A 22,222-nucleotide genomic window follows, 5' to 3' on the forward strand; every position below is an offset into this window, starting at 1 on the left:
GAGCCTTCAGACTACTGTCCAAGGGGAAGCGGAACATCCGATTCATCTTGGAGGCGTCAATGCGGTTGGGTGTTTACGTGGGCGGGGCCGGCTCCACCCTGGAGGAGATGATCGGGCAGGCGCGCGCGGCTGCCGAAGCCGGCCTCGACAGCGCCTTCTTCAGCCAGATCACCGCGTGGGACGCGCTCACCGTCGCCGCGCTCGCGGGGCAGCGGGTGCCGGGCATCGAGCTCGGCACCGCCGTCGTCCAGACCTATCCCCGCCATCCGCTCGTGCTCGCCGGGCAGGCGCTCACCGCCCAGGCGGCGACCGGTCACCGGGTCACCCTCGGGGTCGGGCCGAGCCACCGGCACTTCATCGAGGGCGCCTTCGGCCACTCCTACGACCAACCGGCGCGGCACACCCGGGAGTACCTCTCCGTGCTGGGCCCGCTGCTGCGCGGGGAGCCCGTCGAGCATCGCGGATCCTTCCTGACCGCGGCCGGGCAGGTCGAGGTGCCCGGTGCCACCGCCGTCCCGGTGCTGCTGGCCGCGCTTGGCCCGGTCATGCTGCGTGTCGCCGGCGAGCTCGCCGACGGGACGGTGACGGTGTGGGCCGGTCCCGAGGCCCTCGCCGGGCATGTCGTGCCGACGATCACACGCGCCGCCGCGGCGGCGGGACGGCCCGCCCCGCGGATCGTGGCCGGCGTCCCGATCAGCATCACCGCCGATCCGGAAGGGGCGCGGCAGACGGTCGAGGCACAGGTGGGCTTCGCCGCCAGTTTCCCGGCCTACCGCACGATCCTGGCGCGGGACGGCAGGTCGGCCGTGGGGGAGACGGTCATCGCGGGAGATGAGGCGACCGTCGCGTCGTCGATCCGGCAGTTCGCCGACGCCGGGGTGACCGATCTGCTGGTCAGTCTCGTCGGCGGCACTGAAGATCGACGGCGGACCCTGCAGTGGCTCGGACGGTGGCGTCAGGCCGACCGGGACTAGCCGAAGGACCGGGCGGGATCGCCGCCTTCGTCGCTCTCGCCCGGGCCGGTCTCGGCGCCGCCTACCTGAGCCCTGCCTGGGCCGGCCTGGCATTGGCGATCGAGGGTGTGGCGGTGCAGGTGCGGCCAGCGTTGGCCACCACGGCCGTCGATGTGCTCGCCGCCGATGGTTACCTGCTGGGAATGCCCGCGAACATCGGCTACATGAGCGGCGCGCTCAAGCACTTCTTCGATTGTGTCTACTATCCGACTACGGCGCTGGTGTGCAGGTCGTGCCGGCCGGTAGGACTGCGCGCCTCGTCGGGGAGAACGGCGTGCTCGTGTCGGCCGGAGACACGCCCGTCGATGACGACATCCTGTTCGGCCTCGTCGACGCCGGTCGCAGGTGACCATCGCGGTCGACGCGAGTGTCGCGGTCCCGCTCCTGGTTCGCTCGCATGTGCAGCACGAGGACGTGGTGCGATGGTGGGCGGGGCGGGAGCTTACGCTGAGTGGGCACGCTCTGGCGGAGACCTATTCGGTACTCACCAGAATGCCGGGCGACGCGAGACTGTCCGGGTCGGACGCCGCACGCCTGCTCGATGCGCGATTCACGGCACCGCTTACGCTGACTGGCCCGGTAGCCCAGAGTGTTCACACAACGCTGGGCCGCCTCGGGATTGCCGGGGGCGCGGTGTACGACGGGCTGGTGGCTCTGGCCGCCAGGGAGCACGGGCTGGCCCTCGCGACCAGGGACGCACGCGCGCGCGGAACCTATGACGCGGTCGGAGTCAAGGTCGTCATTGTCGCGTGAAGCGACGAGTGGCACGCACTGACCCGGTTCGCGTCCTCACGCATCGGAGTCGGCCACGTCGGCCTGGCAGGGCTGGGCCCCGTCGATCGTGGTCCCCGATCTGGTGACGACGCGCGGACGGATCTCGCGGGCCACGAGCGCAGCCGCGACCGACCGGCCGACGGGGCCTGCGCCGAGGACGACGGGGGCGTCGAGGAGGTGCACCTCTCCACCATCTCCAATCACCGACCGGTCGCACCGGCTCCAGGTCGTAGGGGTGCGGCGAGACCAGAGCGTTCAGCCGCCTGAGGTATTCGGTGGGATCGACCTGGGCGAGCACCAGCCCGGTGAACTCTTCGCGGGTGGCACTGACGCTGACCAGACAGGGCTGGATCTCCTGGCCGGTGGCGCGGTCGATGGTGGAGAAATGGCCGTTGAAGACTACCGTGTCCAAGATGTCTGTACCCTCGCCGTCGAACACCTCCCGCATCGGGCGTAGCGCGATCTGAGCGACGAGCGAGCGGTAGAGGTCCCGCCGTTCCCGTACCGGGCGAGCTGCCACGGTGATCTCGTCGGTCTTCTTCACGTAGCGAAACGAGCGCTGTTCGGGGATCACGTCGGTGGTCGGCAGCTCATAGTCGATCACGAGGTCCATCGAGTCCGGCCGGTAGAGCAGCCGGTACTGGTGCGGAAAGCCGTCGGGATAGACCGACGACTGCAGGACGTCGGCCATGTATGCGGCCACCGCATCCGGGTCGCCGGCACCGAGGACGAGGGCCCGGCCGGGGCGACGCCGCGCCAAGGCCGGCGTCAGTGCCGTGACGAGGATCAGGCCGACGCTTCGGCGCGGCGCCGAAGGGGGCCGGACCGGGTCCGGCGTGAACACCAGTAGGAAGGAGTAGTACAGGCTCTCCTCGCCTATCGTCTTCTGCTCCGCCGCCCGAGACCGGCCGCGCCGGCCCGGCGAATCACCTCGAACGGGTCCACCGGCGTGATGCGCAACGCCACGACGGCACCGTCCACCCAGACCTTGTAGAGCGGGTTGTCCCGGGTGTATCCGGGATTGATGTCGGTGACGATCAGCGACCCGCCCGGCCGGAGCAGCCTTCTTAACGCGCCGAAGTCGGGCGGCTCCGGCATCGAGGACAGCACCAGAGACAGCATGATGACGTCGTAGGAATGGGCCTCGAGCTGGTCGAGCGCGCGGTTCATGTCATCGACCACGACCTCCGAGCCGCGCCCGAGCGGATGACCCCAAAGATTCCGCCGGAATTCGGCCGCCCCTGCCAGAACGCCGCCGCGACCAGGAACGCCGCTAACACACCGACGGTTGCGACGGCCCAGGGCGCGGCCGGGCCGAACACGTCCGATACGTCCATGGTCACCCCGTGGTCGCGGTTCCGCATCAGAATGGGCTGTTCGGTGTGTTCCCGCCGGCTCGCCGGAGGGATCCTGCAACTGAGCATCAGATGCATCGCCGCCGGTGGTGAGGGTTGAGTGTCCCTGGAGAGAAGGACATCTGACATGGACGCGACGCGCTGGGCGCCGGACGCCGGAATTCAGGCGCTGGTGGCCGGCGTCGGCGAGCTGACGTCCGGGCTGTGCGGCGACCTGCTAGCCGCGGGATACCAGGCGAAGTCGGCTCCGACCGGCGCGGTCGCGCTCGCGGCGCTCGACGAGGCGCCCTACGACCTGATCTTCATCGACTGGGGGTTGCCGGACGGCGCTGGCGCCGACCTGTGCCACCAGATCCGGGCCCGGCCCCAACTCGCCTACCTGTACGTCATCGTCGACCACGACGATGTCCGGGTGGGCTTCCAGCATGGTGCGGACGCCCTGGCGGACGATTTCATGGTCGTCCACGAGGATCACGCGCAGACGGTCGACCACGGCGACATGATCGCACGGCGCCCGCCATACCGCGTGCTTTCCCTGCTGGCCGGCGAACGGCTCGTTGCGCGGGCCGGGGAGGCGCACAGGGTGGAGCCACCGCGGCAGGGGGCGTGGCCGCACGTGACCGAGTGATCAGATCCGGACCGCGCCGGCTCCCGGACGGCCGAACCGGAGGCCGGGGCGCGGCGACGCGCGTGTTACGTCGGCCTGATCATCCGCGTCAGGGTCGTGACGGCAGGTGGCGAGACAAGGGCGATCATGACTGGACAGGACTGGCTGGCCGCGCGGTTCGACGGACACCGCGCGCATCTGCGCTCGGTCGCGTACCGGATGCTCGGCTCGCCGCACGAGGCGGACGACGCGGTGCAGGAGTCCTGGCTGCGGTTCAGCTCGGCCGACACCAGCGACGTGGCGAACCTGCGCGGTTGGCTGACCACGGTCACCGGCCGGGTCTGCCTGGACATGCTGCGGGCGCGCGGCACACGGCGAGAACAGCCGTTGGACGTCCACGTGCCGGACCCGATAGTGGGCCCGGCGGATGGTGTCGACCCGGAGCGGGAGGCACTGCTCGCCGAGTCGGTGGGGCTCGCCCTGCACGTGGTCCTGGGGACTCTCACCCCTGCCGAGCGGCTGGCCTTCGTGCTGCACGACATGTTCGCGGTGCCGTTCAATGACATCGCGGCGATGCTCGGCAGGTCGACGGCGGCCACCAAACAGCTGGCGAGCCGGGCCCGGGGACGGATCCGGGCCGGCGCGCCGCTGCCGGAAGCGGACCTGGCCCAACAGCACGAAGCGGTCCGCGCGTTCTTCGAAGCGGCCCGTGGAGGTGACTTCGACGCGCTCGTCGCGCTCCTCGCACCGAACGTCGAGATGCGCGCGGACGGCGGCGCTGCCCGGCCACAGGCCTCTACGGTGCTCCGGGGAGCGGCGGCGGTCGCCGGCCGGGCGCTGATGTTCGCCCGGCCGGACGCGGAGGTTCACCCGGCCCTGGTCAACGGCGCCGCTGGCGTGGTCGTAACTTTGGACGGCCGGGCAGTCTCGATCATGGGATTCATCGTCCGGGGACGGATGATCGCCGCGATCGATGTGCTCGCCGACGTCGACCGGTTGGGACGGCTCGAACTGTCCGCCTTCGAACGCTGACGGCAGGGCGGCCCGAGCGGAGCCCGGGCCGCCGCGCTTCCTCAGCCCCAGGTGGCACCCGCCGGTTCCCTGATCGTGGTGTTGATCCGGTTGAAGAAGTTCGTGGTCGCGATCATCAGAATGATCGCCGCGAGCTGCTTGTCGTCGTAGTGCCCGCGGGCCGCGTCCCAGAGCTCGTCGGTGACCTGACCGGGTCTGTCGCTGAGCCGGGTGGCCGCCTCGGTGAGGGCGAGGGCGGCCCGCTCGGCGTCGTCGAACAGCGGCGACTCGTACCACGCCGCCACCGCGAGCAGGCGGTCCGAGCTCTCGCCGGCCTTCGTGGCTCCGGCCACCCCGGCGTGCACGCACGCACTGCAGCCGTTGATCTGGCTGGCTCGCAGATGCACCAGCTCCAGGGTCCGCTGTGGCACTCCGCCCGTGCTCATCGCTTTGTAGAGGCTCTGGATCGCCTCCATCGCGTGCGGGAGCAACATCGCCGGGTTGGTCATCCGTGATTGCATCGTCAACTCTCCTCCTGGGGCGTCTGCCCATTTGACTGACGAGTCACGGCTATGACGGATTGAATCGACGGAAGGTAACGCGCACGGTGCCTCTGCAGCGGAACCGTGGACTCGTGTCCGTGGCGACCACCGCCTAGGCGCACAGACCTCCGGGCACGGAAGGTGGACGGCGGATGGTGACAGTGGCGATCGTGAGTCCTGGCGCGATGGGCTCGGCGCTGGGGCGCGGCTACGTCGAGGGCGGTGCCAGAGTCATAGCCTGCGTGGCGGGCCGATCAGACCGGACCCGCGCGCTCGCCCACGGACTGGAACTGACCGGCTCCCTGGAGGAGGCGGTTGGCGCGGCGGACGTCGTTCTGTCTGTTGTTCCGCCTGGCGAGGCGCTCGCGGTGGCCGGGATGATCCGGCGGTCGGCTGTCTCAGGGGGCGTCTCGCCGCTGGTCGCGGATCTCAACGCTGTTGCCCCCGCGACCGTCCGGCGCCTGGAGCGGGCCCTGGACGGGCTGGACCTGGTCGACGGATCGATCTCGGGCGGGCCGCCGGATCCGCGGGCGGGCGGCGGCCGGACCCGGCTGTACGTGAGTGGGCCGCGGGCGACGGAGATCGCCGACCTGGTCCATCCCCGGCTTGATACGCGCATCCTCTCCGGAGCGGCCGGAGTCGCGAGCGCGCTGAAGATGAGCACCGCCAGCGTCTACAAGGGTCTCGCGGCAGTCTTTCTGCACGCCGCCGTCACCGCGAACACGGCCGGCGTGTTGGACGCGATGCTTGATGACCTCGCGCCGAGTTTTCCCGAGCAGGTCGCCGAGCTGGGGCCCTGGCTTGCGTTATCGGCAAGCAAGGCACACCGTTATGTCGCCGAGATGCGCGAGATCGCCGTGACGCAGGACGCCGCGGGGCTGTCGCCGGAGCTGTTCCAGGCGATGGCGGCGGTGTGGGAGCAGGTGGCGGCATCCCCACTGGGAAGGGTCGTGCCCGAGCAGGCTGCCGCATTCACCAGGGCGGCCGAGGCCATCCAGGCACTCGACTTCCGCGCGTCTGAGCCCTGAACATCTCCACTCCGTCCGCGGATCGTTCCCGTCTTTCCCACGGCTGCTGAGCCACCGCGACCTACGCAGCCATCGGAGTCACCATGGACCAGCTCGCCTCTCGATGGGTCGAACCAGAAAGATCCTTATCGCCCGCATTGATCTCGTGGCCCCCGGTCTGCGCCGAGCAACGGTCGCCAGCCTGATGGGCTGAAGGTTCGACCAGTGCCGGCCAGCGCGCCATCGACGACCGAGTTTTTCCCACCCTGTCGGCGCATCTCGGGTCCTACCTGACTGCATGGGTCGGCTCGGTCGGCCTGGCCGGCCAGATCGCCCGGTTGAAAGGCGCCGGTCGCGTCGTTGGCAGTGTCGGCTCCCAGACGAAGGCCGCCCACGTGACCGGGAACCTCGGCTTCGATGCGGCTTTCGACCATCACGACGGCCGGCATGCCGACCGGCTGCGGGAGGTCGCTCCGGACGGCATCGACGTCTATTTCGACAACACCGGCGGCGCGCAGCTCGAGGCGGCGATCGAGGTGATGAAACCGCACGGCCGGATCGTGCTGTGTGGCGCTTTGGCGGCGCAGAACGGCGGCATCGGCGCGACCGGGCCGCCCACACCGACGTCGCCGGATGGCTCCGTGACGGCAGCCTGACCCTTGACGAGACGATTGTCGACGGGCTGGAAAACGCCCCACAGGCCTTCATCGACATGCTGGGCGGTGTGTATACCGGCAAGGTCGTCGTTCGGCTCCCGGGATAGACCTGTCAGGCTACGGTTGTCCGCGGAGGTGGTGGCAGTGCGGATCGGCGAGCTGGCGGGCGCGGCGGGGACGACGACCCGGGCGCTGCGCTACTACGAGGAGCAGGGCCTGCTCAATCCACAGCGCGCCGCGAGCGGTTACCGGTGTTACGACCGCGAAGACGTCACGCGGGTCGAGAACATCCGCAAACTGCTCGCGACGGGCTTCACGTTGCAGGACATCCGGTCTTTTCTTGCTTTTCTCGACCGCCCGCTGCCCGACCAGTTCCGTTCGGCACCCATGTGCCAGGATGCGCTCGCGGTCGCCGCTCGGCGTCTTGCCTCACTCGACGAACGCATCGATGCCCTGACAGAGCTCCGGTACCGACTGGCCCGGCGGCTTCCCGAGCTTGCAGCGGACACGGCCGAGGTGGGTTCGGTGGAGTGGTCGAGGTCCGCGGCGACCTGATCTGTCGCGAACAGCTGATCTTTCGCGAACAGTGGCGGGTCAGCTGCCCGAGTTCGCGTGGACGCTCGACTAGTGTTCCGTGACGTTACGTTGCCGAATTGTTACCTTCCGAGCGCTTGCCGGATACGTTTGCGCCTTGACGGTGAAGTGAGTGTGTGCTTACTTTTAGCCCGGCGTCGCGGCCCCCACGGGTGTGGGTTCCGGTGGGAGGAGGGCCATGTCCACTCAGGCTTTCGAGGACTTCGATCCGTTCGACCTGGCGCAGGCTGAGCGTCATCACGCTGTGATGGCGGACATGCGCGAACGGTGTCCGGTTGCCCGGCTGTCCTCCGGCATGATCGCCGTGACCCGATTCGCCGACGTCCGCGCGACCCTGCACGAGCCCGCCCTGCGTAACTCCCACGCGGCCCGCGCGCCCGGGGTGACGGTACCGCCCGAGGACCGCTTTTTCTTCTTCGAGTACGACCCGCCCGAGCATCACGAGTTACGCAGGCTGCTCCTTGATCTGCTGTCGCGACGTCAGTCGGAGCAGCTGGCACCATCGATCCGCGCTCTCGTGACCGAACTGCTCACGCCGCTGGTGGGCCGCGGCGGCGCGGAGCTTGTCAACGAGTTCAGCATCCCGCTCGCGAGCCGGCTCATGATGCGAGTCGCCGGCTTTCCCGAGGACGACGCCCCCCAGTGGCGCCAGTGGATCCGGGACATGGTGCGCAGCGGATTCTCGTTCACCAACCGCAACGAGCGCGGTGCCGGTTTCGAGCAGTGCTATCCGGATGTTCTCGCCTATCTCGACGGTCGGCTCGCGTCCGCCCCGGCGACGGATTCGGCGCAGCACGGTGTGCTGGCCCGCGTCCGGGACGCGCAGATCGACGGCGAGCCGCTGACCCGGACGCAGCAGCGGATGATCCTGTTCAGCGTGGTCTCGGCCGGCACCAACACGCTGGCGAACTTCATGAGCAACACGCTGGCGTCCCTGACCCGTGAGCCGGGGCTGTTCGAGTCGCTGCGCGACGACCGTTCGCTGGTGCCGGTGGTCGTCGAGGAGTCGCTGCGCCGGGACTCGCCGAGCATGCACCTGACGCGGCTGTGCGCCGAGGCCACGACGATCGCCGACGTCCCGGTGGCCCCGGGGGAGAAGGTCCTGCTCAGCCTGGCCTCGGCGAACCGTGACGCGACGGTCTTCCCCGACCCGGACGAGTTCCGCACCGACCGTCGGGACCAGCCGTCGCACGTGGCCTTCGGGTGGGGTGCCCACCTCTGCCTCGGCGCGCCCGTCGCCCGTCAGGCGGGCGTCACGATGGTGGACACCTTCCTCGGCCTGGTGGGCGCGATCACGCTGGAGCCGGGGACGTCGCCCGTCCCGTACCTGTCCCCGCAGGGGAACGGGCTCGACGAGCTAAGGGTGTGCCTCGCGCCCACGCGGGCGCCTGCCCGCGCCGAGACATGACGGGGGAATGCCATGACATGGGGAAGACCGTCGCGCGCGGCCGAGTTCCTCCGCCCGGTGAGGACGAGCTTTCGTGCTGCCCTGTCCGTTCCGGTGTCCAGAATTCCACGTGCTGCGAGTACGGGTTGGCGGCGCATTGAGTTGGGAGCATCCTCGTGAGTATCCAGAACCCCGAGGCTCGTCCGGATCTCGGTTATCCGTTGATCGACGCCGACAATCATTACTATGAGCCGTACGACTGCTTCACCCGCCTCATCGAACCGGCCTTCGCCGACCGGGCCATCAACGTTCGGGTCGATGCCAAGGGCCGCGGGAAGCTTTATTTCGGCGACCGGCAGTTCCGTTTCATGCGGGTGATCCAGACCGACTACATCGGCGCGCCGGGCTCGCTGCGCCAGATGCTGGACGACCCCGACAGCAAGGACGGCTTCGTCCACCGCGAGATCATCCGCGGCTGGGACCACCCCGACATGATGCAGCGCGACGCGCGCATAGCGAAGATGGACGAGCAGGGTGTCCAGGCGGGCCTGATGCTCGGCACGGCGATGCTGCAGGCCGAGAACGAGCTGCACGACGACGTCCCCGCGCTCTACGCGAACATCCGCGCCTACAACCGCTGGCTGGACGAGGAGTGGGGCTTCAACCGGGACAACCGGATCATCACAGCGCCGATGATCTCCCTGGTGGACGCCGAGCTGGCCACCGCCGAGATCGAGCGGGTCATCGCCGCCGGCGCCCGCGTCGTCGTCATGAAGCCCGGTCCGCTGTGGGGCCGCTCCCCGGTCGACCCCATGTACGACGGGTTCTGGTCGCGGTTGCAGGAGGCGGACGTCAAGCTCGTCTTCCACAGCACCGACCCGCGCTACCTGGCCACGCTCGGCGTGCAGTTCGGCGAGTCGCCGACGCCGCCCCTGCAGGGCCAGACGCCGTTCCAGTGGTACCTCGTCTCCGGCAAGCCGGTCGCCGACACACTCGCGTCCTACGTCCTGAACAACCTGTTCGGACGGTTCCCGCGGCTGACCGTCGTCGCGCTCGAGTGCGGCGTCAACTGGGTCGTCCCGCTGCTGCACGACGTCGACCACGCCGCGCACATGGGGCGCAAGGGGCACTGGCCGGGCGGTGAGGTGGTCGGCCGGCCGAGCGAGATCCTCCTGGAGCACCTCTACGTCTCGCCGTTCTACGAGGAGGACGTGGTCGGCCTGGTCGAGGCGATCGGCCCGGAGCGTGTGCTCTTCGGGTCCGACTACCCGCACCCGGAGGGGGTCCTGTGGCCGGTGGAGTTCGCGGCCAAGCTGGACGGCCTCGACGAGCGTTCGGTGCGCATGATCATGCGCGGTAACGCCGCGCGCCTGCTCGGCATCGAGGACTGATCCCGACCGGCGCGAAACCCGGCCGGTACACAGTCCGTCTGGCATGCAGTCCGTCTGGCGTGCAACCCGTCCGGCGTGCAACCCGTCCGGAATGAAAGGGAGCGAGCGGAAACGGTGACCGAAGCTGTCAACCGGCCGGCCGGCATGCCCGACCCTGTCGTGGCCCCGGTCAACGAGGGGATGTGGCGGGCGGCCGCGGCCGGGCGCCTCGACGTCCAGCGGTGTGCGTCCTGCGGCGCGCACCGCTACCCGCCCACCGACGGCTGCTACCGCTGCAGCTCACCGGAGTGGGAGTGGTCGACGGTGCCCGGCACCGGCACCGTGTACTCCTACATCTGGGTGCCCGACCGGACGCGGGCGACCGAGCCGCGACCGGCCGTCTACAACGTCGCCGTCGTCACGCTGGACGGCACCGAGGGAGATCCCGTGCGGATCCTCAGCAACGTCGTCGACGCCTGGACCCAGGACGACCTCCAGGTCGGGCAGCGGGTCGGGCTCGCGCCGGTGACCTTCGACGACGGCCTGGCCCTGCCCTGCTTCCGGACGCTGGCATGAGCGGCGGGTTCATCCGGGACGCCGCGTGCATCGTCGGGATCGGTCACTCACAGTACGGAACCCGCGGCTCGCTGGCGCCGCTCGGCCTGACCCGCATCGCCTTCGACGCCGTCCACGACGCCTGCGCCGACGCCGGGCTCGACGCCAGGGACATCGACGGGTTCGCCGGCTACTGCGACGACCCGACCCTGCCCGCCGACCTGGCCGTAGCGCTCGGCACCCGGGAGCTGCGGTACGCCGGCATGACCTGGGGCGGTCGTGGCTCGGGGCTGCCCGGCGCGGTGGCGGGAGCTTACGCCGCGGTCGCCACCGGACTGGCCGACCACGTCGTGGTCGTGCGCTCGATCATCCAGCAGGCGCGGCTGGGGCAGTCGGTGGCCGCCGGTGTGCAGCCGGGGCAGGCGATTCCGCTGTCGGCGTCCTACACCTCGCCGTTCGGCATGGCGCTGCCGGCCGCGATCTACGCGATGAAGGCCCGCCGGCACATGGCGCTGCACGGCACGACGACCGAGCAGTTCGCGCAGGTCGCCATCAACGCGCGGCGCAACGCGGTGAACAACCCCGACGCGCGTTTCCGCACGGAGATCACCGTTGAGGATCATCACGCCTCCCGGCTGATCTGTGACCCGCTGCGGCTGCTGGACTGCTGCATGGAGTCCGACGGCGCCGCCGCCGTGATCATCACGACGCCCGAGCGTGCCCGGGACCTGCGCCAGCCACCCGTGCGCATCCGCGCGGTCGCGGCGACCGGCGAGTACAAGTGGGCCACCGCGTCGTTCAACACCGTCGACGAGGATTTCGTCAGCACCGGGCACCGCCGAGCCGCCCGCGATCTCTACCAACGGGCGGGCCTGGGCCCCGAGGACGTCGACGTCGCACTGGTCTACGACGGGTTCACGCCGTCGGTGATCATGAGCCTCGAGGATTTCGGCTTCTGCGGTATCGGCGAGGGCGGCCCGTTCGTCGAAGGGGGCGCCATCCGGCGGGAGGGCAGCATTCCCGTCAACACCCACGGCGGGAATCTCGCCGAGGTCTATCTGCAGGGCATCACCCACCTGCTCGAAGGCGTCCGGCAACTGCGCGGGACGGCCGTCAACCAGGTGGCCGGCGCCGACGTCGCCCTCTACGCTTCCGGGGTCGGCGCCTCGCCGGGCGGCGGGGTGCTGCTCCGCCGCTGGTGAGCGGCGCCCATCCGGAAGGATAATCATGAGCTTGTCGGAATCGAGATCGGCCTGCTCATCTACAACGCCGGGGCCAACAGCGTCCGCGGGGACCTCGTCGAGCTGGATCCAGAGGTCTACCGGGCGGTCATCGCCGTCAACGTCCTCGGCCAGACCGAGTTCGCCCGGCACTACGGCGGCCTCATGTGCGGGCGGAAGCGCGGGGGAATAATCCTGTCCGGATCGAGCGCCGGTTACATGGGCGCGCCGTCGCTCGCCGCCTACTGCGGCTCGAAGGCCTTCAGCCGCATCTTCAGCGAGGCGCTGTGGATTGAGTGCGAGAAGTACGGAGTCGATGTGCTCCACTTCTGCGTCGGCTTCACGGCCACTCCCGCGATGGCCCGGCTGGGGTACCCACTGGACGCCGCTCAGCCCGCCGACGAGGCCGCGCAGGAGGCCCTGGACAATCTCGCGAACGGCCCGGTGCGGATCGCCGGCGGGCAGCGGTCCGTCGAGAACGCGATCAACCGGTCCAGAGTCGACGACCGCGCCGAAGCCGTTCGCACCTTCGCCACCCCGGGAAGATTCTAGGAAGGGAAGCCTCTAGGAAGAACTGACGGAGCCTGGGTGCGGGACGGTGCCGTGACCGCGGAGAAGCAGGTCGTCGTGGTGCCGGCGGGCGGCCAGGAGGTCGTCGAGGTTGTCCCGGGCCCAGCTCCGGGCCGCGTCGACCAGTTGCAGCAGCGACCGGCCGAGGGCGGTCAGCCGGTACTCGACCCGGGGCGGGTTCTCGTCGAAGGCGTTTCTGCTCACCAGGCCGTCGCGTTCCATCGCACGGAGGGTTTCGGTCAGGACCTTCGCGCTCACCGAGCCGAGGATCTGCCTGAGCTCGGTGAACCGCCGCGGCCGCGCCTCGAGACACAGGACGACCATCGCGGTCCACTTGTCGCCGATCCGCACTGGGAATGCGCTCATCGGGCAGGCCGGATCGAACGTCGGGGCTTCGGCCGCGTTCTCCATTCCGCCAAGGGTAGCCGGTCACGTTGCGGTAACCGGCCCACCATCCCCTAGTTTCTCCACCATGACAGGAACACAGCCCGCGGGGACGGGACCCCGGCCACCTGCTCAACTGCGCGCTGCCGTGCTCGGTGCCGGTGGCCGAGCCGGACGAGCCGTCAGCCGGGAGCTCGTCATCCGGGGACATCGAGTGACCGGGGTGGTGCGGGACATCCGCCGACACTCCTCACTCGGAGACCTCGGGGTCGACGTGGCAGAGGCGGATGCCACCCGCGGCGCCGACCTCGTCGAGATTCTGCGCGAGGCCGATGTCGTCGTAGTCGCCGTGACGCCCTTTTCGGCGCCGCCGCCTGCGTTCGACGATTTTGACGAGGCATTTTACGAACATGTCGTGGCCGGGGTCGTCGGCGCCGCGCGGGGGTCGCCGGCGACCCGGCTGATCACGGTCGGGCTGTTCGCCACGCTGACCATGGCCGACGGGCGCACGGCCATGGACGACCCGGCGGTCTTCCCGCCGCGGCTTCTGCCGTTCGCACGGGCCCACGCCCGCGAGCTGCCCGCGCTACGCCGCCTCGCGTCGGCGCACGACTGGTTGGTCGTCACCCCACCCGCGGGGCTGCGGGCCGATGGCGTCGATGACACGGCGGGCTACGCGCTCGTCGAACCGCCCGTCGACCACCGCCTGTTCGAAGGGGTGCTCGGGTACGGCCAGCTGGCGCGGGCCGTGGCGGATCAGTCCGAGACCCCGACCCTGCACTGGACCCAGGTGGCCGTTCTGCCCGCGCCGAGAACAACCGTGGACGAGGCGGGCACCGGAATCGGGTGACCGCGGGCCGTGGCGCGAACAGGCGGCCGCCGGACGCCGGGACGGTGGGATGCCACCGCCCCGGCGTACCCGGATCAGGACCTCGCGTACGGCCCCGTCCAGAGTTCCTTGTAGCGCTGTGCGGCCGCCTGGTGGTAGTCGTAGCCGCATTCCTTGTCGTGCAGGGTGAACTTGCAGCTGTAGTCCGTCGACCCGTCGAAGTACGACTCGTAGGCCAGCCCGGTCGGTGACGCAGCGGCGTTGGTGAACACCGTGTGCATCTGCGTGATGAAGGCCGGGTCGGTCGAGCCCCAGGTCTGGTCGTTGACGCCCCACTCGGGCACCGCCAGCGGGACGCCCTTCTCGGCCACCCAGACCGCCCAGGCCCCGATGCCCACCGGCTCGCCGTGCGGCCCGCGCTTGTCGGGGTCACGCAGCTGGCCGTTGTCACTGATCGCGTAGAAGTCCGGCGAGATGGACTTCACCACCTCGTGCCAGCGGATCCAGCAGGCCTTGAACGCCTCGGCGTCGCCCGGCTGCACGCTCCAGTGCTACCAGTTGCCGTTGAACTCCCAGCCGAGCCTGATGAACGCGTCCTTGGACGGCCAGTACTCGACCAGCTTGTTCATGAGAGTCTTGATCTGGTCCTCGGTCGCGCAGTCCTTGACATTCTGGTCGCCGCCGCACCGCGGTGGCGGGCCGGGTTCCACGGTCGGCGGCGGGCCGCGCGTGCGGCGATCGCCCCGTTGCGATGGCCGGCGGGGTGGGTCGCCGTCGGCGAGAACACTGGGAGCCACGCGGCGGCTGGTGTCGCGGCCACGACAGGTCGCCGTGTGGCGCCGGGCGTCGAGGCGTTTCTCCGCCGCGGCCGGGGCCTCGAATGCGTGCCGTAACCCGGGCGCGTCGCCCCAAATCGCCAAACGTATCCGGACTTTCCTTCTGTTTCGGCCGGACGTGTGCGACACGTGCGCGACGGTGACATTCTGCCGGCCATTGCCGTCGACACGCGCCATGGTGGGCGTCCTGGACACCGACCGCCTCGCGCCCATATTTTCGTCGCGCATACGGGTTCTACTTATCCGGGCGGTGGTTTACGGCCGAAACGTGATCCGGCGGCAGGCGCGAAATGTGTCCGTCAGGTGGCGGTTCGAGTCGTGGTCGATCTCGCGGTCAGGTCGGAGGGACACCCGGCCAAATGATGCGTGAACGATTTCGATCAACTTTCCGGAGAGTGATCCAGATGCCGTCGCGGGAGCGGCACGCACGAACCGACCCAACTACGCAAGGAGCTTCTTCATGAACAGAACAGCCATTCGTCGCGGCATGGCCATCGCGTTCGGCGGGGCCTTCATGGCCGGAATGGTCGCGGTCGGGCAGCCGGCCGGCGCGGCCACCGGCTCCGTCACCAGCCCGAAGGTCGACGCGCCCGCGCCGGCGAGCGTCTCGAGTGTCGGGGCGGCCTCGACCAAGGCCAGCCGTAACAGCACCGGGGGTGTCGGCGCCGCGCACCTGGACGGCGCCTGCAACCTGTACAGCAACGGCGACGGCGACCTCTGCCTGTGGTACTTCCAGAACTACTCGGGCAGCCACGCGGACTTCTTCTTCTCGGACAGCAACCTCAACAACAACCAGTTCAACTCGCCGGGTGCGGGCCAGGGCTCCTGGGTGGGCAACAACTCGGAGTCCGTCTGGAACTACGACCGCCACCTGACTGCTCGGGTCTACACCGGCGTGAACTACACCGGTACCAACGGAACCATTGCCCCGAACAGCGGGGGAAACTTCACCAGCACGTTCCGCAACAACGTCGAGTCGTTCCAGTGGATCTGAGCCGGACCAACGGCTGATCCGTCCTGATTTCACCGCTCCCGCCGACGGGACGCTGTGCGGAGCCGGTCCCCGTCACAGGTGACGGGGACCGGCTCCGGGTTCGTCGGCCGGAGTCCGGTGGTGGAACGAGAGGAGACTCGATGCCCTCCAGGGCGGACCGCCACCGGTGCCCTGCTCCCCGCCGGTGGATCGATGCCCGGTGGCCGCGGCGGGCCGCGCGCTGCCTGCTGGCATCCGCGCTGGTGCCGGCGGCGTTCGGCGCCGGCTGCGGTGCCGCGGCACCGCAGCCGGCGGCCACGGTGTCGGCAACAAGCCCGCCGGCGCTGCTCGAAGGCGCCGCGCTGCACCTTCCGCTCGACCGCTACCTGCTCGGGCCGCGGGAGTCCGAAGCGGTCGCGCGGTCCTACCGGATCCTGCTCGCCGAGTGCATGCACCGGTTCGGGCTGCCCAGCCCGCAGCGGTCCGGCGCGGTGGACGGACCGGCCACGCTGAACGAGCGCCGTTACGGCATCACCGACCTGGAACAGGCCAGGGCGACCGGATTCCGGGTGTCGGAGCCCGGTCCCGACTCCGGTGCCGATCCCGAGTCCGGCCCGTCGAAGCCCGGGGGACCGGCGGGATCGGCGGGACCGGTCGATCCCCGGACGCTGGAGGTGCTCACCGGGACCGGCGGTGGGACGGTCGCGGGCCAGGCCGTGCCGGACGGCGGCTGTTCCGGTGAGGCGCAGCGCCGGTTGACCGCGGGCGCACCGCCGGTCGAGGACATGTACCTCGCCCAGCGGCTCGCCCAGGACAGCTATGTCGACTCCGGACGTGACCCCCGGGTACGCGCGGCGCTGCGGGCCTGGTCGGGGTGCATGCACGGCCATCATTTCGACTACCCGACGCCGCTGGCGGCCGCCGGCGACCCGCGTTTCCGCAGCGGGCCGGTGTCGGCGGCGGAGATCACCGTCGCGACCACGGACATCGCCTGTAAGCGGCAGACCAATCTGGTCGGCGTCTGGTTCACCGTCGAGTCGGAGATCCAGCGCCCCGAGGTCGCCGCGAACCGGGAGCCGCTGGAGCGCATCAGGCGCACCAACGAGATCCAGCTGAAGGTCGCGCGGAGCCTCGGACTCGGTTAGCCCTGCCAGCCCGAGGAAGTCAGCGAAAGCGAACCGAAGTTCGGCTTCCAACCACCAAGCGGAATCACGCGCGACGAGGCCGGATATCCTCCGGCCGGGTTAGGAGAAGTACGCAGCAGTGAAGAGACATCTACTCCGGGCCGCGGCTACCTGTGGATTCATCGGCGCAGTGGCGATGACCCAGTTAACTGCTCAGGGTGCCGCGTCCGCGGCGCCTCCCGACCTCACCGGCCGTTACATCGTGGTGCTGAAATCCGCGCCCTCTGCGGCCGCCTCCGCGGCGGCCGCGACCCGGGCTCGGGATCTCGGCGCCCAGGTGACCCGCGAGTTCCAGCACACGCTGAACGGGTACTCCGCGCAGCTCGACCCGGCGCAGCTTGCCGCCGTCCGGGCGGATCCCGAGGTCGCCTACGTGGAACCCGACCAGGTGGTGCGGGCCGATACCGAGCAGCGAACGGCAGACTGGGGCCTGGACCGCATCGACCAGCGCAAGCTCCCACTGAACCGGGCGTACACGTACGCCTCGACCGGCGCCAGGGTCACCGCCTACATTGTCGACACCGGTATCCGCACCAGCCACCGGGATTTCGGTGGCCGCGCCTCCGGCGGTTTCTCCGTCATCGATGACGGTTACGGAACCGAGGACTGCAACGGCCACGGCACGCACGTCGCCGGAACGACCGGGGGAACGGCGCACGGCGTCGCCAAGTCGGTGCGGCTCGTCTCGGTGCGTGTTCTGGACTGCGCCGCGTTCGGCACCGTCAGCGGCGTCATAGCCGGCGTCGAATGGGTCACCGCCCATCACGGCAGTGGCCCCGCCGTGGTGAACATGAGCCTGACCGGCGGCGCGTCGCGGGCGTTCGACCAGGCGGTGCGGCAGTCGATCGCCTCCGGCCTGGTGTACTCGGTGGCCGCGGGAAACAGCAACGGCGACGCCTGCGCCATCTCGCCCGCGCGGGTGCCCCGGGCGATCACCGTCGGGGCGACGACGACCGCCGACAGCCGGGACACCACGTACTCCAACTTCGGCTCCTGCGTGGACGTCTTCGCTCCGGGGACCGGGATCACCTCGGACTGGAACACCTCCGACACCGCCACCAACACCATCAGCGGGACGTCGATGGCGACCCCGCACGTCACCGGTGTGGCGGCGCTCTACCTGCAGCAGCATCCCGGCGCCGGGCCCAACAAGGTGCGCGACGCGATCGTGGACACCGCGACCCGCGGCGCGCTGACCAACATCGGCGCCGGCTCGCCGAACCTGCTGCTCTACTCACGCGGGTCGGGCTTCTGACCCATCAAGATAGTCAACAATGTTGACGTTCCGCCTCGAGCAAAAACGATCTTGAAAACCTGAGGCAGCCCAGTACAAGGCCGGGCTCGGCGGGGGAGGCGCGCTTCGCGTCAGCCCGCCGGGCCCGGCTCGCGCAGTGTGGCCAGGCCGTCCGCGAGGACGTCGATCGTGCCCCGGGGCGGGAGCAGGGCACGTGAGCTCCAGGGGAGTTCCGTGCGGATCTCCTCGGGCGTGTGGCGGCCCCCCAGGATTCCGCCGGTGAGAGCGGCGACCGTGTCGGTGTCCCCGCCGAGACCGATCGCGGCCGTCAGCGCCGCGCCGAGCGTCGGCCGCGTCGCCACGCAGTGCAACACGGCGCCGAGGGTCTCCACTGGGTCGAGGCTGACCCCGGCCGGCGGTGGTGCCCACCGTCCCCGCTCGATCGCCCTCACCAGAGCGGAAAGCGACTGAACCGCGTCGACCCCTGCCAGCACGGCGGGCCCGGCCAGCGCGTCGGCCTCCGCCGCCGCCACGGCCAGCAGCATCGGCCCGTCCACGCCCTCGACCGCCCAGGATGCGCAGGCGGCGGCGACGGCGGCCGCGGCCTGCGCGACCGGGTCGGGGTGGGTGATCGCCGACAGCGCGCGCACCCACTGACGGCGCCGTTCCGTCGCCTCCGGCGCGGTCGCCCAGCCGATCGGCAGCGCCCGCATGAGGGCGCCGTTGGTACGGCCACCCCGCGCCGGTGGCCTCCCGTGTGCGCGGAAATGGTCGATCGCGGCGATCGTGCTCGGGCCCAGCCCGTAGATCGACGCCGCCCGGTCGGCCAGCGTCCCCATCAGCGCGGCCGGATCACCCGCGCCGCCGTGGGTGGTCAGGTGCTCCGCGACGAGCAGAGTCAGCGCCGTGTCGTCGGAGGTGCTGCCGCGCTCCCACCGCCCGCGGGCCGGGATGTCCGCGGCCCGCCGGAGGTCGACGTCCCGCGGTGCGCTCCCCTCCCACGGGAGCCCGAAGGCGTCGCCGCACGCGTACGCCGTCAGCGCCCCCGCGATCCGCCCCGCCGCGGACGCCGCGCCAGCCCGCCCCCCCGCGAATGTCTGGCCCCTGGACGTCACGACACCCTCCCCCGGCCAGCCATCCCAATGCCCCCGGATGCCCCGACGCAGTCCGGGGCGATGCGCGGCGGCTGAGTGTCACTATGGACTCACTCAAGCCGCCACGGTTCACCGTTCTCGCGATCCGCCTCGCCGTCCGCGGCCGGGCCGGCCGCGGACGGTCAGACCGTCGCGGGAGGCTGGGTGCGGGTCGAGATCGCGACGCGGTTCCAGACGTTGATCGTCGCGATGGCGACCACCAGGTTCGCCACCTCCTCCTCGCTCCAGACCTTCGTCGCGCCGTCCCACACGTCGTCGGGGACGCCGTCTTGGCCGAGCCGGGTGACGGCGTCGGTCAGTGCGAGCGCCGCCCGCTCCTTCTCGCTGAAGAAGGGCGACTCGTGCCAGGCGGCGACCGCGAACAGCCGCCGACTCGACTCGCCGGCGGCGAGCGCGTCGCGGCTGTGCATGTCCACGCAGAACGCGCAGCCGTTCAGGATCGACGCGCGCAGCTTCACCAGTTCCAGCACGGTCCCGTCGACGGTCGACCGGACGTACTTCTCCAGGCCCATCACCGCCTTGTAGGCGTTCGGTACGACGCTCGCCATGTCCATGCGCTGCATGGTGACCTCCTCGTCATCGTGCGTGCCGTGGGATGGTTCCACCTCGACGACGACGTCCCGGGGCGCACCGTGACACCGTCTCGATGTGCTCCCGGTCACATGATCGGGGCTGCGTCGGGGCGCCGCCAGCGGGCGGGCCGGGGCGTCGGCGGGGCGTCCTGTCAGCAGGGCTCGGGCGTGGCGGTGGCGACAACACCCTCCGGCCGGGCTCCGGCGGCACACGATGTCGCCGAGAGCGACGGGTCGGGCGTCGGCGGGGCGGAGGCGTCGCCGGTGGGGGAGACGGCGTGCGTCGGTGTCACCTGCGCCGACGGGTCGGTCTGGACGTCCGCCGTCAGCTCCGGGCCGGCCGGGATGCCGGCCTGGGTCGGCGGCGCGCTGCCCTGCCCCGGCTCGGCATGGCCGGTACGCGCGACGGTGGTCGGCGCGACCACGGTGGGCCGGGAGGTGGGGGCGGACGCGGTGGTGGCGGTGACGCCCCGCTGCGACGGGCCCGGGGACGGGCGGCTCGGGCCGCTCTCCGCCCGGGAGGCGTCCGACGCGGTGAGCAGGACGACCACGCCGACGACGAGCCCGAAGGCGACGACGGCCGCGACCATGGCGGCACGGTCCCGCCGGCCGGATGCCGCCAGCAGGCTCAGCCACGCCCGCGGGTCGGGCGGCCAGGCCCCCGGCTCCGCCCTGGCGCCACCTGGGTGGTCCGGCTCGCGGTCGCGGCCGGTCGGCTGGTCGCCGGCACCGGCCCGGGTACCGGCGCCGCCGGTGGCGCTACCGGTACTGGTACCGGCCCCTCCGGCCCCGGTGGCGGCGGGGGCCTGGGCGGTCAGCAACGGCCCTGTCACCTCCGCCGCGTTGAACGCCGACACCGAGGCCACGGTGGCGGTCCGGCGCGGCCGGATCGACGGGTCGGTGATCTCGTTCCGGTTGTCGGCCAGCGCCGACAACCGCGGCACGGGCACGGTGCCGAGGGAGGAGTCCCCACCCGGGGGCTCCTCCCAGGAACCGGGGTCCGCGCGGGTCGCCAGTGGCTGGGTGGGCCGGTCGACGGCGCGGAACTTCGCCGGGCCGTCCCCCTGGCCGCCGGCCGGCCCCCCGGGCCCGCGCGTCGCCGTCCGCCGGATGCCGGCGGCGGGCCCGCCCGGGTCGGCGGCGCCGGCCACCGCGCCGGCCGCGGCCGCGACCCGTCCGGCGCGTTCTCCGCGCTCGCCCCGCTCCCCGCGTTCTCGTTCCCCGCGTGCCGTCTGCGTCGCCCGTTCGTCCCGGTCCGGTCGCTCGCCCCGGTCTGGTCGCTCGGCCCGCTCGGCCCGCTCGGCGGCCGGTCGCTCATCCCGGCCGGAGTGGGCGGGGTGGTGCGCGAGTGACGCGGGCGGTTCCCACTGCCACGGGGTGAGTGCGTTCGCGGCCGCCCGGGCGGGATCAGGGGAGCCGCCGCGCGAGCCGGGTTCGGTGACCAGCGTCCGGACCAGCTCCGCCGCGCTCGGGCGGGCCTCGGGCCGGCGGGCCAGCGCCGCCCGCACGGCGGCCAGCAGGTCCGGCGGGACGCCGTCGAGGTCGGGCTGCTCGTCGCGGCGCAGCACGGTCAGCACGTCGGCCGGCTCGGCGCCGCCGAAGGGCGGGTGCCCGGTCGCCGCGTAGGTGACGCAGGCACCCCAGGCGAACACGTCGGCCGCCGGGGTCGCGCGCTCGCCGCGCAGCTGCTCGGGCGCCATCCAGGCGGGGGTGCCGACGAGGATGCCGGTGCGGGTGTGGGTCGGGGTGCCGCTGGCCCGGGCGATGCCGAAGTCGATCACCTTCGGCCCGTCCCAGGCGAGCAGGATGTTGGACGGCTTGAGATCGCGGTGCACCACGCCGACCGCGTGGATGGCGACGAGGGCGTCGGCGAGGCCCACCCCGAAGCCGTGCAGCAGCCGCTGCTCGATCGGGCCGTGCCGGATCACCGCGTCGGCGAGGCTGGTGCCCTCGACGTACTCGACGGCCATCCAGGGCGAGGTCGCGTCGGGGTCGGCGTCGACGACCGCGGCGACGGCGCGGCCGCGGACCCGGCGGGCGGCCTCGACCTCGCGCCGGAACCGGGCGCGGAACTCGGGGTCGCCGGCGAGGCCCTCGGCGGGCACCTTGACGGCCGCGGCGCGGCCCTCGGCGGTGAACCCGAGGTACACCGAGCCCATCCCGCCGGCGCCGATCCTGTTGTGGATCTCGAACGGGCCGATGCGCCGGGGGTCACCCGCCGCCAGCGGTGTCAGCACCGTGCCCCCTCGTTACCGGCCCGGCCGGGCCGCTGCGTCGATCCTGCCGTGGGCGTCGTCCGCCCCCTGTCTGTGATGTCGTGAGCGCGCTGCTTTCGCCCGACTGTGTCGGGCGTCCCACAATGCCAACTCTCGTGCCCGAATCGCGGTAGGCCCGT

The 22,222-nt window shown here is 71.1% G+C and carries 26 protein-coding genes and 1 pseudogene; 18 read left to right on the forward strand and 9 right to left on the reverse strand.

The genetic code is table 11. The features are described from left to right. Positions 1 to 59 precede the first annotated feature (59 nt). The 4 genes and pseudogenes from FRANEAN1_RS11515 (at position 60) to FRANEAN1_RS11525 (ending at position 1,766) form a co-directional block, all read left to right on the forward strand. Positions 60 to 974, forward strand: coding sequence for a TIGR03564 family F420-dependent LLM class oxidoreductase (locus tag FRANEAN1_RS11515; RefSeq protein WP_020459945.1), 915 nt, complete (start codon positions 60 to 62; stop codon positions 972 to 974). Between the two features lie 95 nt (positions 975 to 1,069). Then, positions 1,070 to 1,222 (forward strand): annotated as a pseudogene (locus FRANEAN1_RS43220) (flavodoxin); the annotation flags it as partial. A 14-nt stretch (positions 1,223 to 1,236) separates the two neighbouring features. After that, positions 1,237 to 1,362, forward strand: coding sequence for a hypothetical protein (locus tag FRANEAN1_RS11520; protein WP_347177091.1), 126 nt, complete (start codon positions 1,237 to 1,239; stop codon positions 1,360 to 1,362). Beyond that, positions 1,359 to 1,766 (forward strand): type II toxin-antitoxin system VapC family toxin, encoded by a 408-nt coding sequence (locus FRANEAN1_RS11525; protein WP_020459947.1) that lies wholly within the window; start codon positions 1,359 to 1,361, stop codon positions 1,764 to 1,766. The genes FRANEAN1_RS11520 and FRANEAN1_RS11525 overlap by 4 nt, the downstream gene beginning before the upstream one ends. Here the strand turns inward: FRANEAN1_RS11525 and FRANEAN1_RS11530 are convergent. Together FRANEAN1_RS11530 and FRANEAN1_RS11535 are read right to left on the reverse strand one after the other, a co-directional pair. Next, positions 1,753 to 2,478, reverse strand: a complete 726-nt coding sequence (locus FRANEAN1_RS11530; protein ID WP_157472554.1) for a hypothetical protein — start codon at positions 2,476 to 2,478, stop codon at positions 1,753 to 1,755. The genes FRANEAN1_RS11525 and FRANEAN1_RS11530 overlap by 14 nt on opposite strands. A 185-nt stretch (positions 2,479 to 2,663) precedes the next feature. Next, positions 2,664 to 2,969 carry a hypothetical protein gene (locus tag FRANEAN1_RS11535; protein ID WP_157472556.1) on the reverse strand — a complete coding sequence of 102 codons (306 nt, stop codon included), beginning with the start codon at positions 2,967 to 2,969 and terminating at the stop codon, positions 2,664 to 2,666. Between the two features lie 300 nt (positions 2,970 to 3,269). Between FRANEAN1_RS11535 and FRANEAN1_RS36950 the strand changes: the two genes are divergently transcribed. Further along, positions 3,270 to 3,770 carry a response regulator gene (locus FRANEAN1_RS36950; RefSeq protein WP_020459950.1) on the forward strand — a complete coding sequence of 167 codons (501 nt, stop codon included), beginning with the start codon at positions 3,270 to 3,272 and terminating at the stop codon, positions 3,768 to 3,770. A 126-nt stretch (positions 3,771 to 3,896) separates the two neighbouring features. Continuing rightward, positions 3,897 to 4,781: a sigma-70 family RNA polymerase sigma factor gene (locus FRANEAN1_RS11550; RefSeq protein WP_020459951.1), complete on the forward strand. Its 885-nt coding sequence runs from the start codon at positions 3,897 to 3,899 to the stop codon at positions 4,779 to 4,781. Between the two features lie 41 nt (positions 4,782 to 4,822). Here the strand turns inward: FRANEAN1_RS11550 and FRANEAN1_RS11555 are convergent, their stop codons facing one another. After that, positions 4,823 to 5,281, reverse strand: coding sequence for a carboxymuconolactone decarboxylase family protein (locus FRANEAN1_RS11555; RefSeq protein ID WP_020459952.1), 459 nt, complete (start codon positions 5,279 to 5,281; stop codon positions 4,823 to 4,825). A 173-nt stretch (positions 5,282 to 5,454) separates the two neighbouring features. Between FRANEAN1_RS11555 and FRANEAN1_RS11560 the strand changes: the two genes are divergently transcribed. The 8 genes from FRANEAN1_RS11560 to FRANEAN1_RS11595 all read left to right on the forward strand — a co-directional run bounded on the left by FRANEAN1_RS11560 (position 5,455) and on the right by FRANEAN1_RS11595 (position 12,643). Next, entirely contained in the window at positions 5,455 to 6,330 is an 876-nt protein-coding gene (locus tag FRANEAN1_RS11560) for an NAD(P)-dependent oxidoreductase (RefSeq protein WP_020459953.1), read from the forward strand. 317 nt (positions 6,331 to 6,647) lie between these two features. Further along, positions 6,648 to 6,965, forward strand: a complete 318-nt coding sequence (locus FRANEAN1_RS43225) for a zinc-binding dehydrogenase (RefSeq protein ID WP_020459954.1) — start codon at positions 6,648 to 6,650, stop codon at positions 6,963 to 6,965. A 144-nt stretch (positions 6,966 to 7,109) separates the two neighbouring features. After that, positions 7,110 to 7,520 carry a MerR family transcriptional regulator gene (locus FRANEAN1_RS11570; protein WP_020459955.1) on the forward strand — a complete coding sequence of 137 codons (411 nt, stop codon included), beginning with the start codon at positions 7,110 to 7,112 and terminating at the stop codon, positions 7,518 to 7,520. Between the two features lie 217 nt (positions 7,521 to 7,737). Continuing rightward, positions 7,738 to 8,967, forward strand: a complete 1,230-nt coding sequence (locus FRANEAN1_RS11575; protein ID WP_020459956.1) for a cytochrome P450 — start codon at positions 7,738 to 7,740, stop codon at positions 8,965 to 8,967. Between the two features lie 155 nt (positions 8,968 to 9,122). Continuing rightward, positions 9,123 to 10,337 carry an amidohydrolase family protein gene (locus FRANEAN1_RS11580; protein WP_020459957.1) on the forward strand — a complete coding sequence of 405 codons (1,215 nt, stop codon included), beginning with the start codon at positions 9,123 to 9,125 and terminating at the stop codon, positions 10,335 to 10,337. Positions 10,338 to 10,451: 114 nt separating this feature from the next. Further along, positions 10,452 to 10,892 carry an OB-fold domain-containing protein gene (locus tag FRANEAN1_RS11585; protein ID WP_157472558.1) on the forward strand — a complete coding sequence of 147 codons (441 nt, stop codon included), beginning with the start codon at positions 10,452 to 10,454 and terminating at the stop codon, positions 10,890 to 10,892. Next, on the forward strand, positions 10,889 to 12,073 hold the full coding sequence (locus FRANEAN1_RS11590; protein ID WP_020459959.1) for a lipid-transfer protein: 1,185 nt from the start codon (positions 10,889 to 10,891) through the stop codon (positions 12,071 to 12,073). The genes FRANEAN1_RS11585 and FRANEAN1_RS11590 overlap by 4 nt, the downstream gene beginning before the upstream one ends. A gap of 51 nt (positions 12,074 to 12,124) precedes the next feature. Continuing rightward, on the forward strand, positions 12,125 to 12,643 hold the full coding sequence (locus FRANEAN1_RS11595; RefSeq protein WP_347177223.1) for an SDR family NAD(P)-dependent oxidoreductase: 519 nt from the start codon (positions 12,125 to 12,127) through the stop codon (positions 12,641 to 12,643). 12 nt (positions 12,644 to 12,655) lie between these two features. On the opposite strand, the gene FRANEAN1_RS11600 is transcribed toward FRANEAN1_RS11595, so the two are convergent. Further along, complete coding sequence (locus tag FRANEAN1_RS11600; RefSeq protein WP_041254040.1) at positions 12,656 to 13,072, reverse strand: helix-turn-helix domain-containing protein; 417 nt, start codon at positions 13,070 to 13,072, stop codon at positions 12,656 to 12,658. A 61-nt stretch (positions 13,073 to 13,133) separates the two neighbouring features. Between FRANEAN1_RS11600 and FRANEAN1_RS11605 the strand changes: the two genes are divergently transcribed. Beyond that, entirely contained in the window at positions 13,134 to 13,895 is a 762-nt protein-coding gene (locus tag FRANEAN1_RS11605; protein ID WP_347177092.1) for an NAD(P)H-binding protein, read from the forward strand. Between the two features lie 74 nt (positions 13,896 to 13,969). On the opposite strand, the gene FRANEAN1_RS11610 is transcribed toward FRANEAN1_RS11605, so the two are convergent. Next, positions 13,970 to 14,416: a hypothetical protein gene (locus tag FRANEAN1_RS11610; RefSeq protein WP_020459962.1), complete on the reverse strand. Its 447-nt coding sequence runs from the start codon at positions 14,414 to 14,416 to the stop codon at positions 13,970 to 13,972. Between the two features lie 9 nt (positions 14,417 to 14,425). Further along, positions 14,426 to 14,887, reverse strand: a complete 462-nt coding sequence (locus FRANEAN1_RS43230; RefSeq protein WP_020459963.1) for a hypothetical protein — start codon at positions 14,885 to 14,887, stop codon at positions 14,426 to 14,428. Positions 14,888 to 15,170: 283 nt separating this feature from the next. Between FRANEAN1_RS43230 and FRANEAN1_RS11620 the strand changes: the two genes are divergently transcribed. The 3 genes from FRANEAN1_RS11620 to FRANEAN1_RS11630 all read left to right on the forward strand — a co-directional run bounded on the left by FRANEAN1_RS11620 (position 15,171) and on the right by FRANEAN1_RS11630 (position 18,122). Then, the gene (locus FRANEAN1_RS11620; RefSeq protein ID WP_020459964.1) at positions 15,171 to 15,704 is read left to right on the forward strand and encodes a peptidase inhibitor family I36 protein; all 534 of its coding nucleotides are present in this window, start codon (positions 15,171 to 15,173) and stop codon (positions 15,702 to 15,704) included. 140 nt (positions 15,705 to 15,844) lie between these two features. Then, positions 15,845 to 16,828, forward strand: coding sequence for a hypothetical protein (locus tag FRANEAN1_RS11625; protein ID WP_020459965.1), 984 nt, complete (start codon positions 15,845 to 15,847; stop codon positions 16,826 to 16,828). Between the two features lie 175 nt (positions 16,829 to 17,003). After that, the gene (locus FRANEAN1_RS11630) at positions 17,004 to 18,122 is read left to right on the forward strand and encodes a S8 family peptidase (protein WP_157472560.1); all 1,119 of its coding nucleotides are present in this window, start codon (positions 17,004 to 17,006) and stop codon (positions 18,120 to 18,122) included. Positions 18,123 to 18,232: 110 nt separating this feature from the next. Here FRANEAN1_RS11630 and FRANEAN1_RS11635 read toward each other — a convergent pair whose 3' ends face one another. The 3 genes from FRANEAN1_RS11635 to FRANEAN1_RS11645 form a co-directional block, all read right to left on the reverse strand. Then, complete coding sequence (locus FRANEAN1_RS11635; protein WP_020459967.1) at positions 18,233 to 19,216, reverse strand: ADP-ribosylglycohydrolase family protein; 984 nt, start codon at positions 19,214 to 19,216, stop codon at positions 18,233 to 18,235. A gap of 161 nt (positions 19,217 to 19,377) precedes the next feature. Next, on the reverse strand, positions 19,378 to 19,818 hold the full coding sequence (locus FRANEAN1_RS11640) for a carboxymuconolactone decarboxylase family protein (protein ID WP_020459968.1): 441 nt from the start codon (positions 19,816 to 19,818) through the stop codon (positions 19,378 to 19,380). Positions 19,819 to 19,979: 161 nt separating this feature from the next. Next, a complete protein-coding gene (locus FRANEAN1_RS11645; RefSeq protein WP_020459969.1) occupies positions 19,980 to 22,064 on the reverse strand; it encodes a serine/threonine-protein kinase in 2,085 nt (694 codons plus the stop codon). Between the last annotated feature and the right edge of the window lie 158 nt (positions 22,065 to 22,222).

It is taken from the genome of Parafrankia sp. EAN1pec (assembly GCF_000018005.1).
Taxonomy (GTDB): Bacteria; Actinomycetota; Actinomycetes; order Frankiales; family Frankiaceae; genus Parafrankia; species Parafrankia soli.

What these genes read in the sequence shown, in the direction of transcription:
- FRANEAN1_RS11515 (WP_020459945.1), top strand. Translation starts at nt 60, where the DNA reads ATGCGGTTGGGTGTTTACGTGGGCGGGGCCGGCTCCACCCTGGAGGAG.
- FRANEAN1_RS11530 (WP_157472554.1), bottom strand. Translation starts at nt 2,478, where the DNA reads ATGGCCGACGTCCTGCAGTCGTCGGTCTATCCCGACGGCTTTCCGCAC.
- FRANEAN1_RS36950 (WP_020459950.1), top strand. Translation starts at nt 3,270, where the DNA reads ATGGACGCGACGCGCTGGGCGCCGGACGCCGGAATTCAGGCGCTGGTG.
- FRANEAN1_RS11550 (WP_020459951.1), top strand. Translation starts at nt 3,897, where the DNA reads ATGACTGGACAGGACTGGCTGGCCGCGCGGTTCGACGGACACCGCGCG.
- FRANEAN1_RS11555 (WP_020459952.1), bottom strand. Translation starts at nt 5,281, where the DNA reads ATGCAATCACGGATGACCAACCCGGCGATGTTGCTCCCGCACGCGATG.
- FRANEAN1_RS11560 (WP_020459953.1), top strand. Translation starts at nt 5,455, where the DNA reads ATGGTGACAGTGGCGATCGTGAGTCCTGGCGCGATGGGCTCGGCGCTG.
- FRANEAN1_RS11575 (WP_020459956.1), top strand. Translation starts at nt 7,738, where the DNA reads ATGTCCACTCAGGCTTTCGAGGACTTCGATCCGTTCGACCTGGCGCAG.
- FRANEAN1_RS11590 (WP_020459959.1), top strand. Translation starts at nt 10,889, where the DNA reads ATGAGCGGCGGGTTCATCCGGGACGCCGCGTGCATCGTCGGGATCGGT.
- FRANEAN1_RS11600 (WP_041254040.1), bottom strand. Translation starts at nt 13,072, where the DNA reads ATGGAGAACGCGGCCGAAGCCCCGACGTTCGATCCGGCCTGCCCGATG.
- FRANEAN1_RS11605 (WP_347177092.1), top strand. Translation starts at nt 13,134, where the DNA reads ATGACAGGAACACAGCCCGCGGGGACGGGACCCCGGCCACCTGCTCAA.
- FRANEAN1_RS43230 (WP_020459963.1), bottom strand. Translation starts at nt 14,887, where the DNA reads ATGGCGCGTGTCGACGGCAATGGCCGGCAGAATGTCACCGTCGCGCAC.
- FRANEAN1_RS11620 (WP_020459964.1), top strand. Translation starts at nt 15,171, where the DNA reads ATGAACAGAACAGCCATTCGTCGCGGCATGGCCATCGCGTTCGGCGGG.
- FRANEAN1_RS11625 (WP_020459965.1), top strand. Translation starts at nt 15,845, where the DNA reads ATGCCCTCCAGGGCGGACCGCCACCGGTGCCCTGCTCCCCGCCGGTGG.
- FRANEAN1_RS11630 (WP_157472560.1), top strand. Translation starts at nt 17,004, where the DNA reads ATGACCCAGTTAACTGCTCAGGGTGCCGCGTCCGCGGCGCCTCCCGAC.
- FRANEAN1_RS11640 (WP_020459968.1), bottom strand. Translation starts at nt 19,818, where the DNA reads ATGCAGCGCATGGACATGGCGAGCGTCGTACCGAACGCCTACAAGGCG.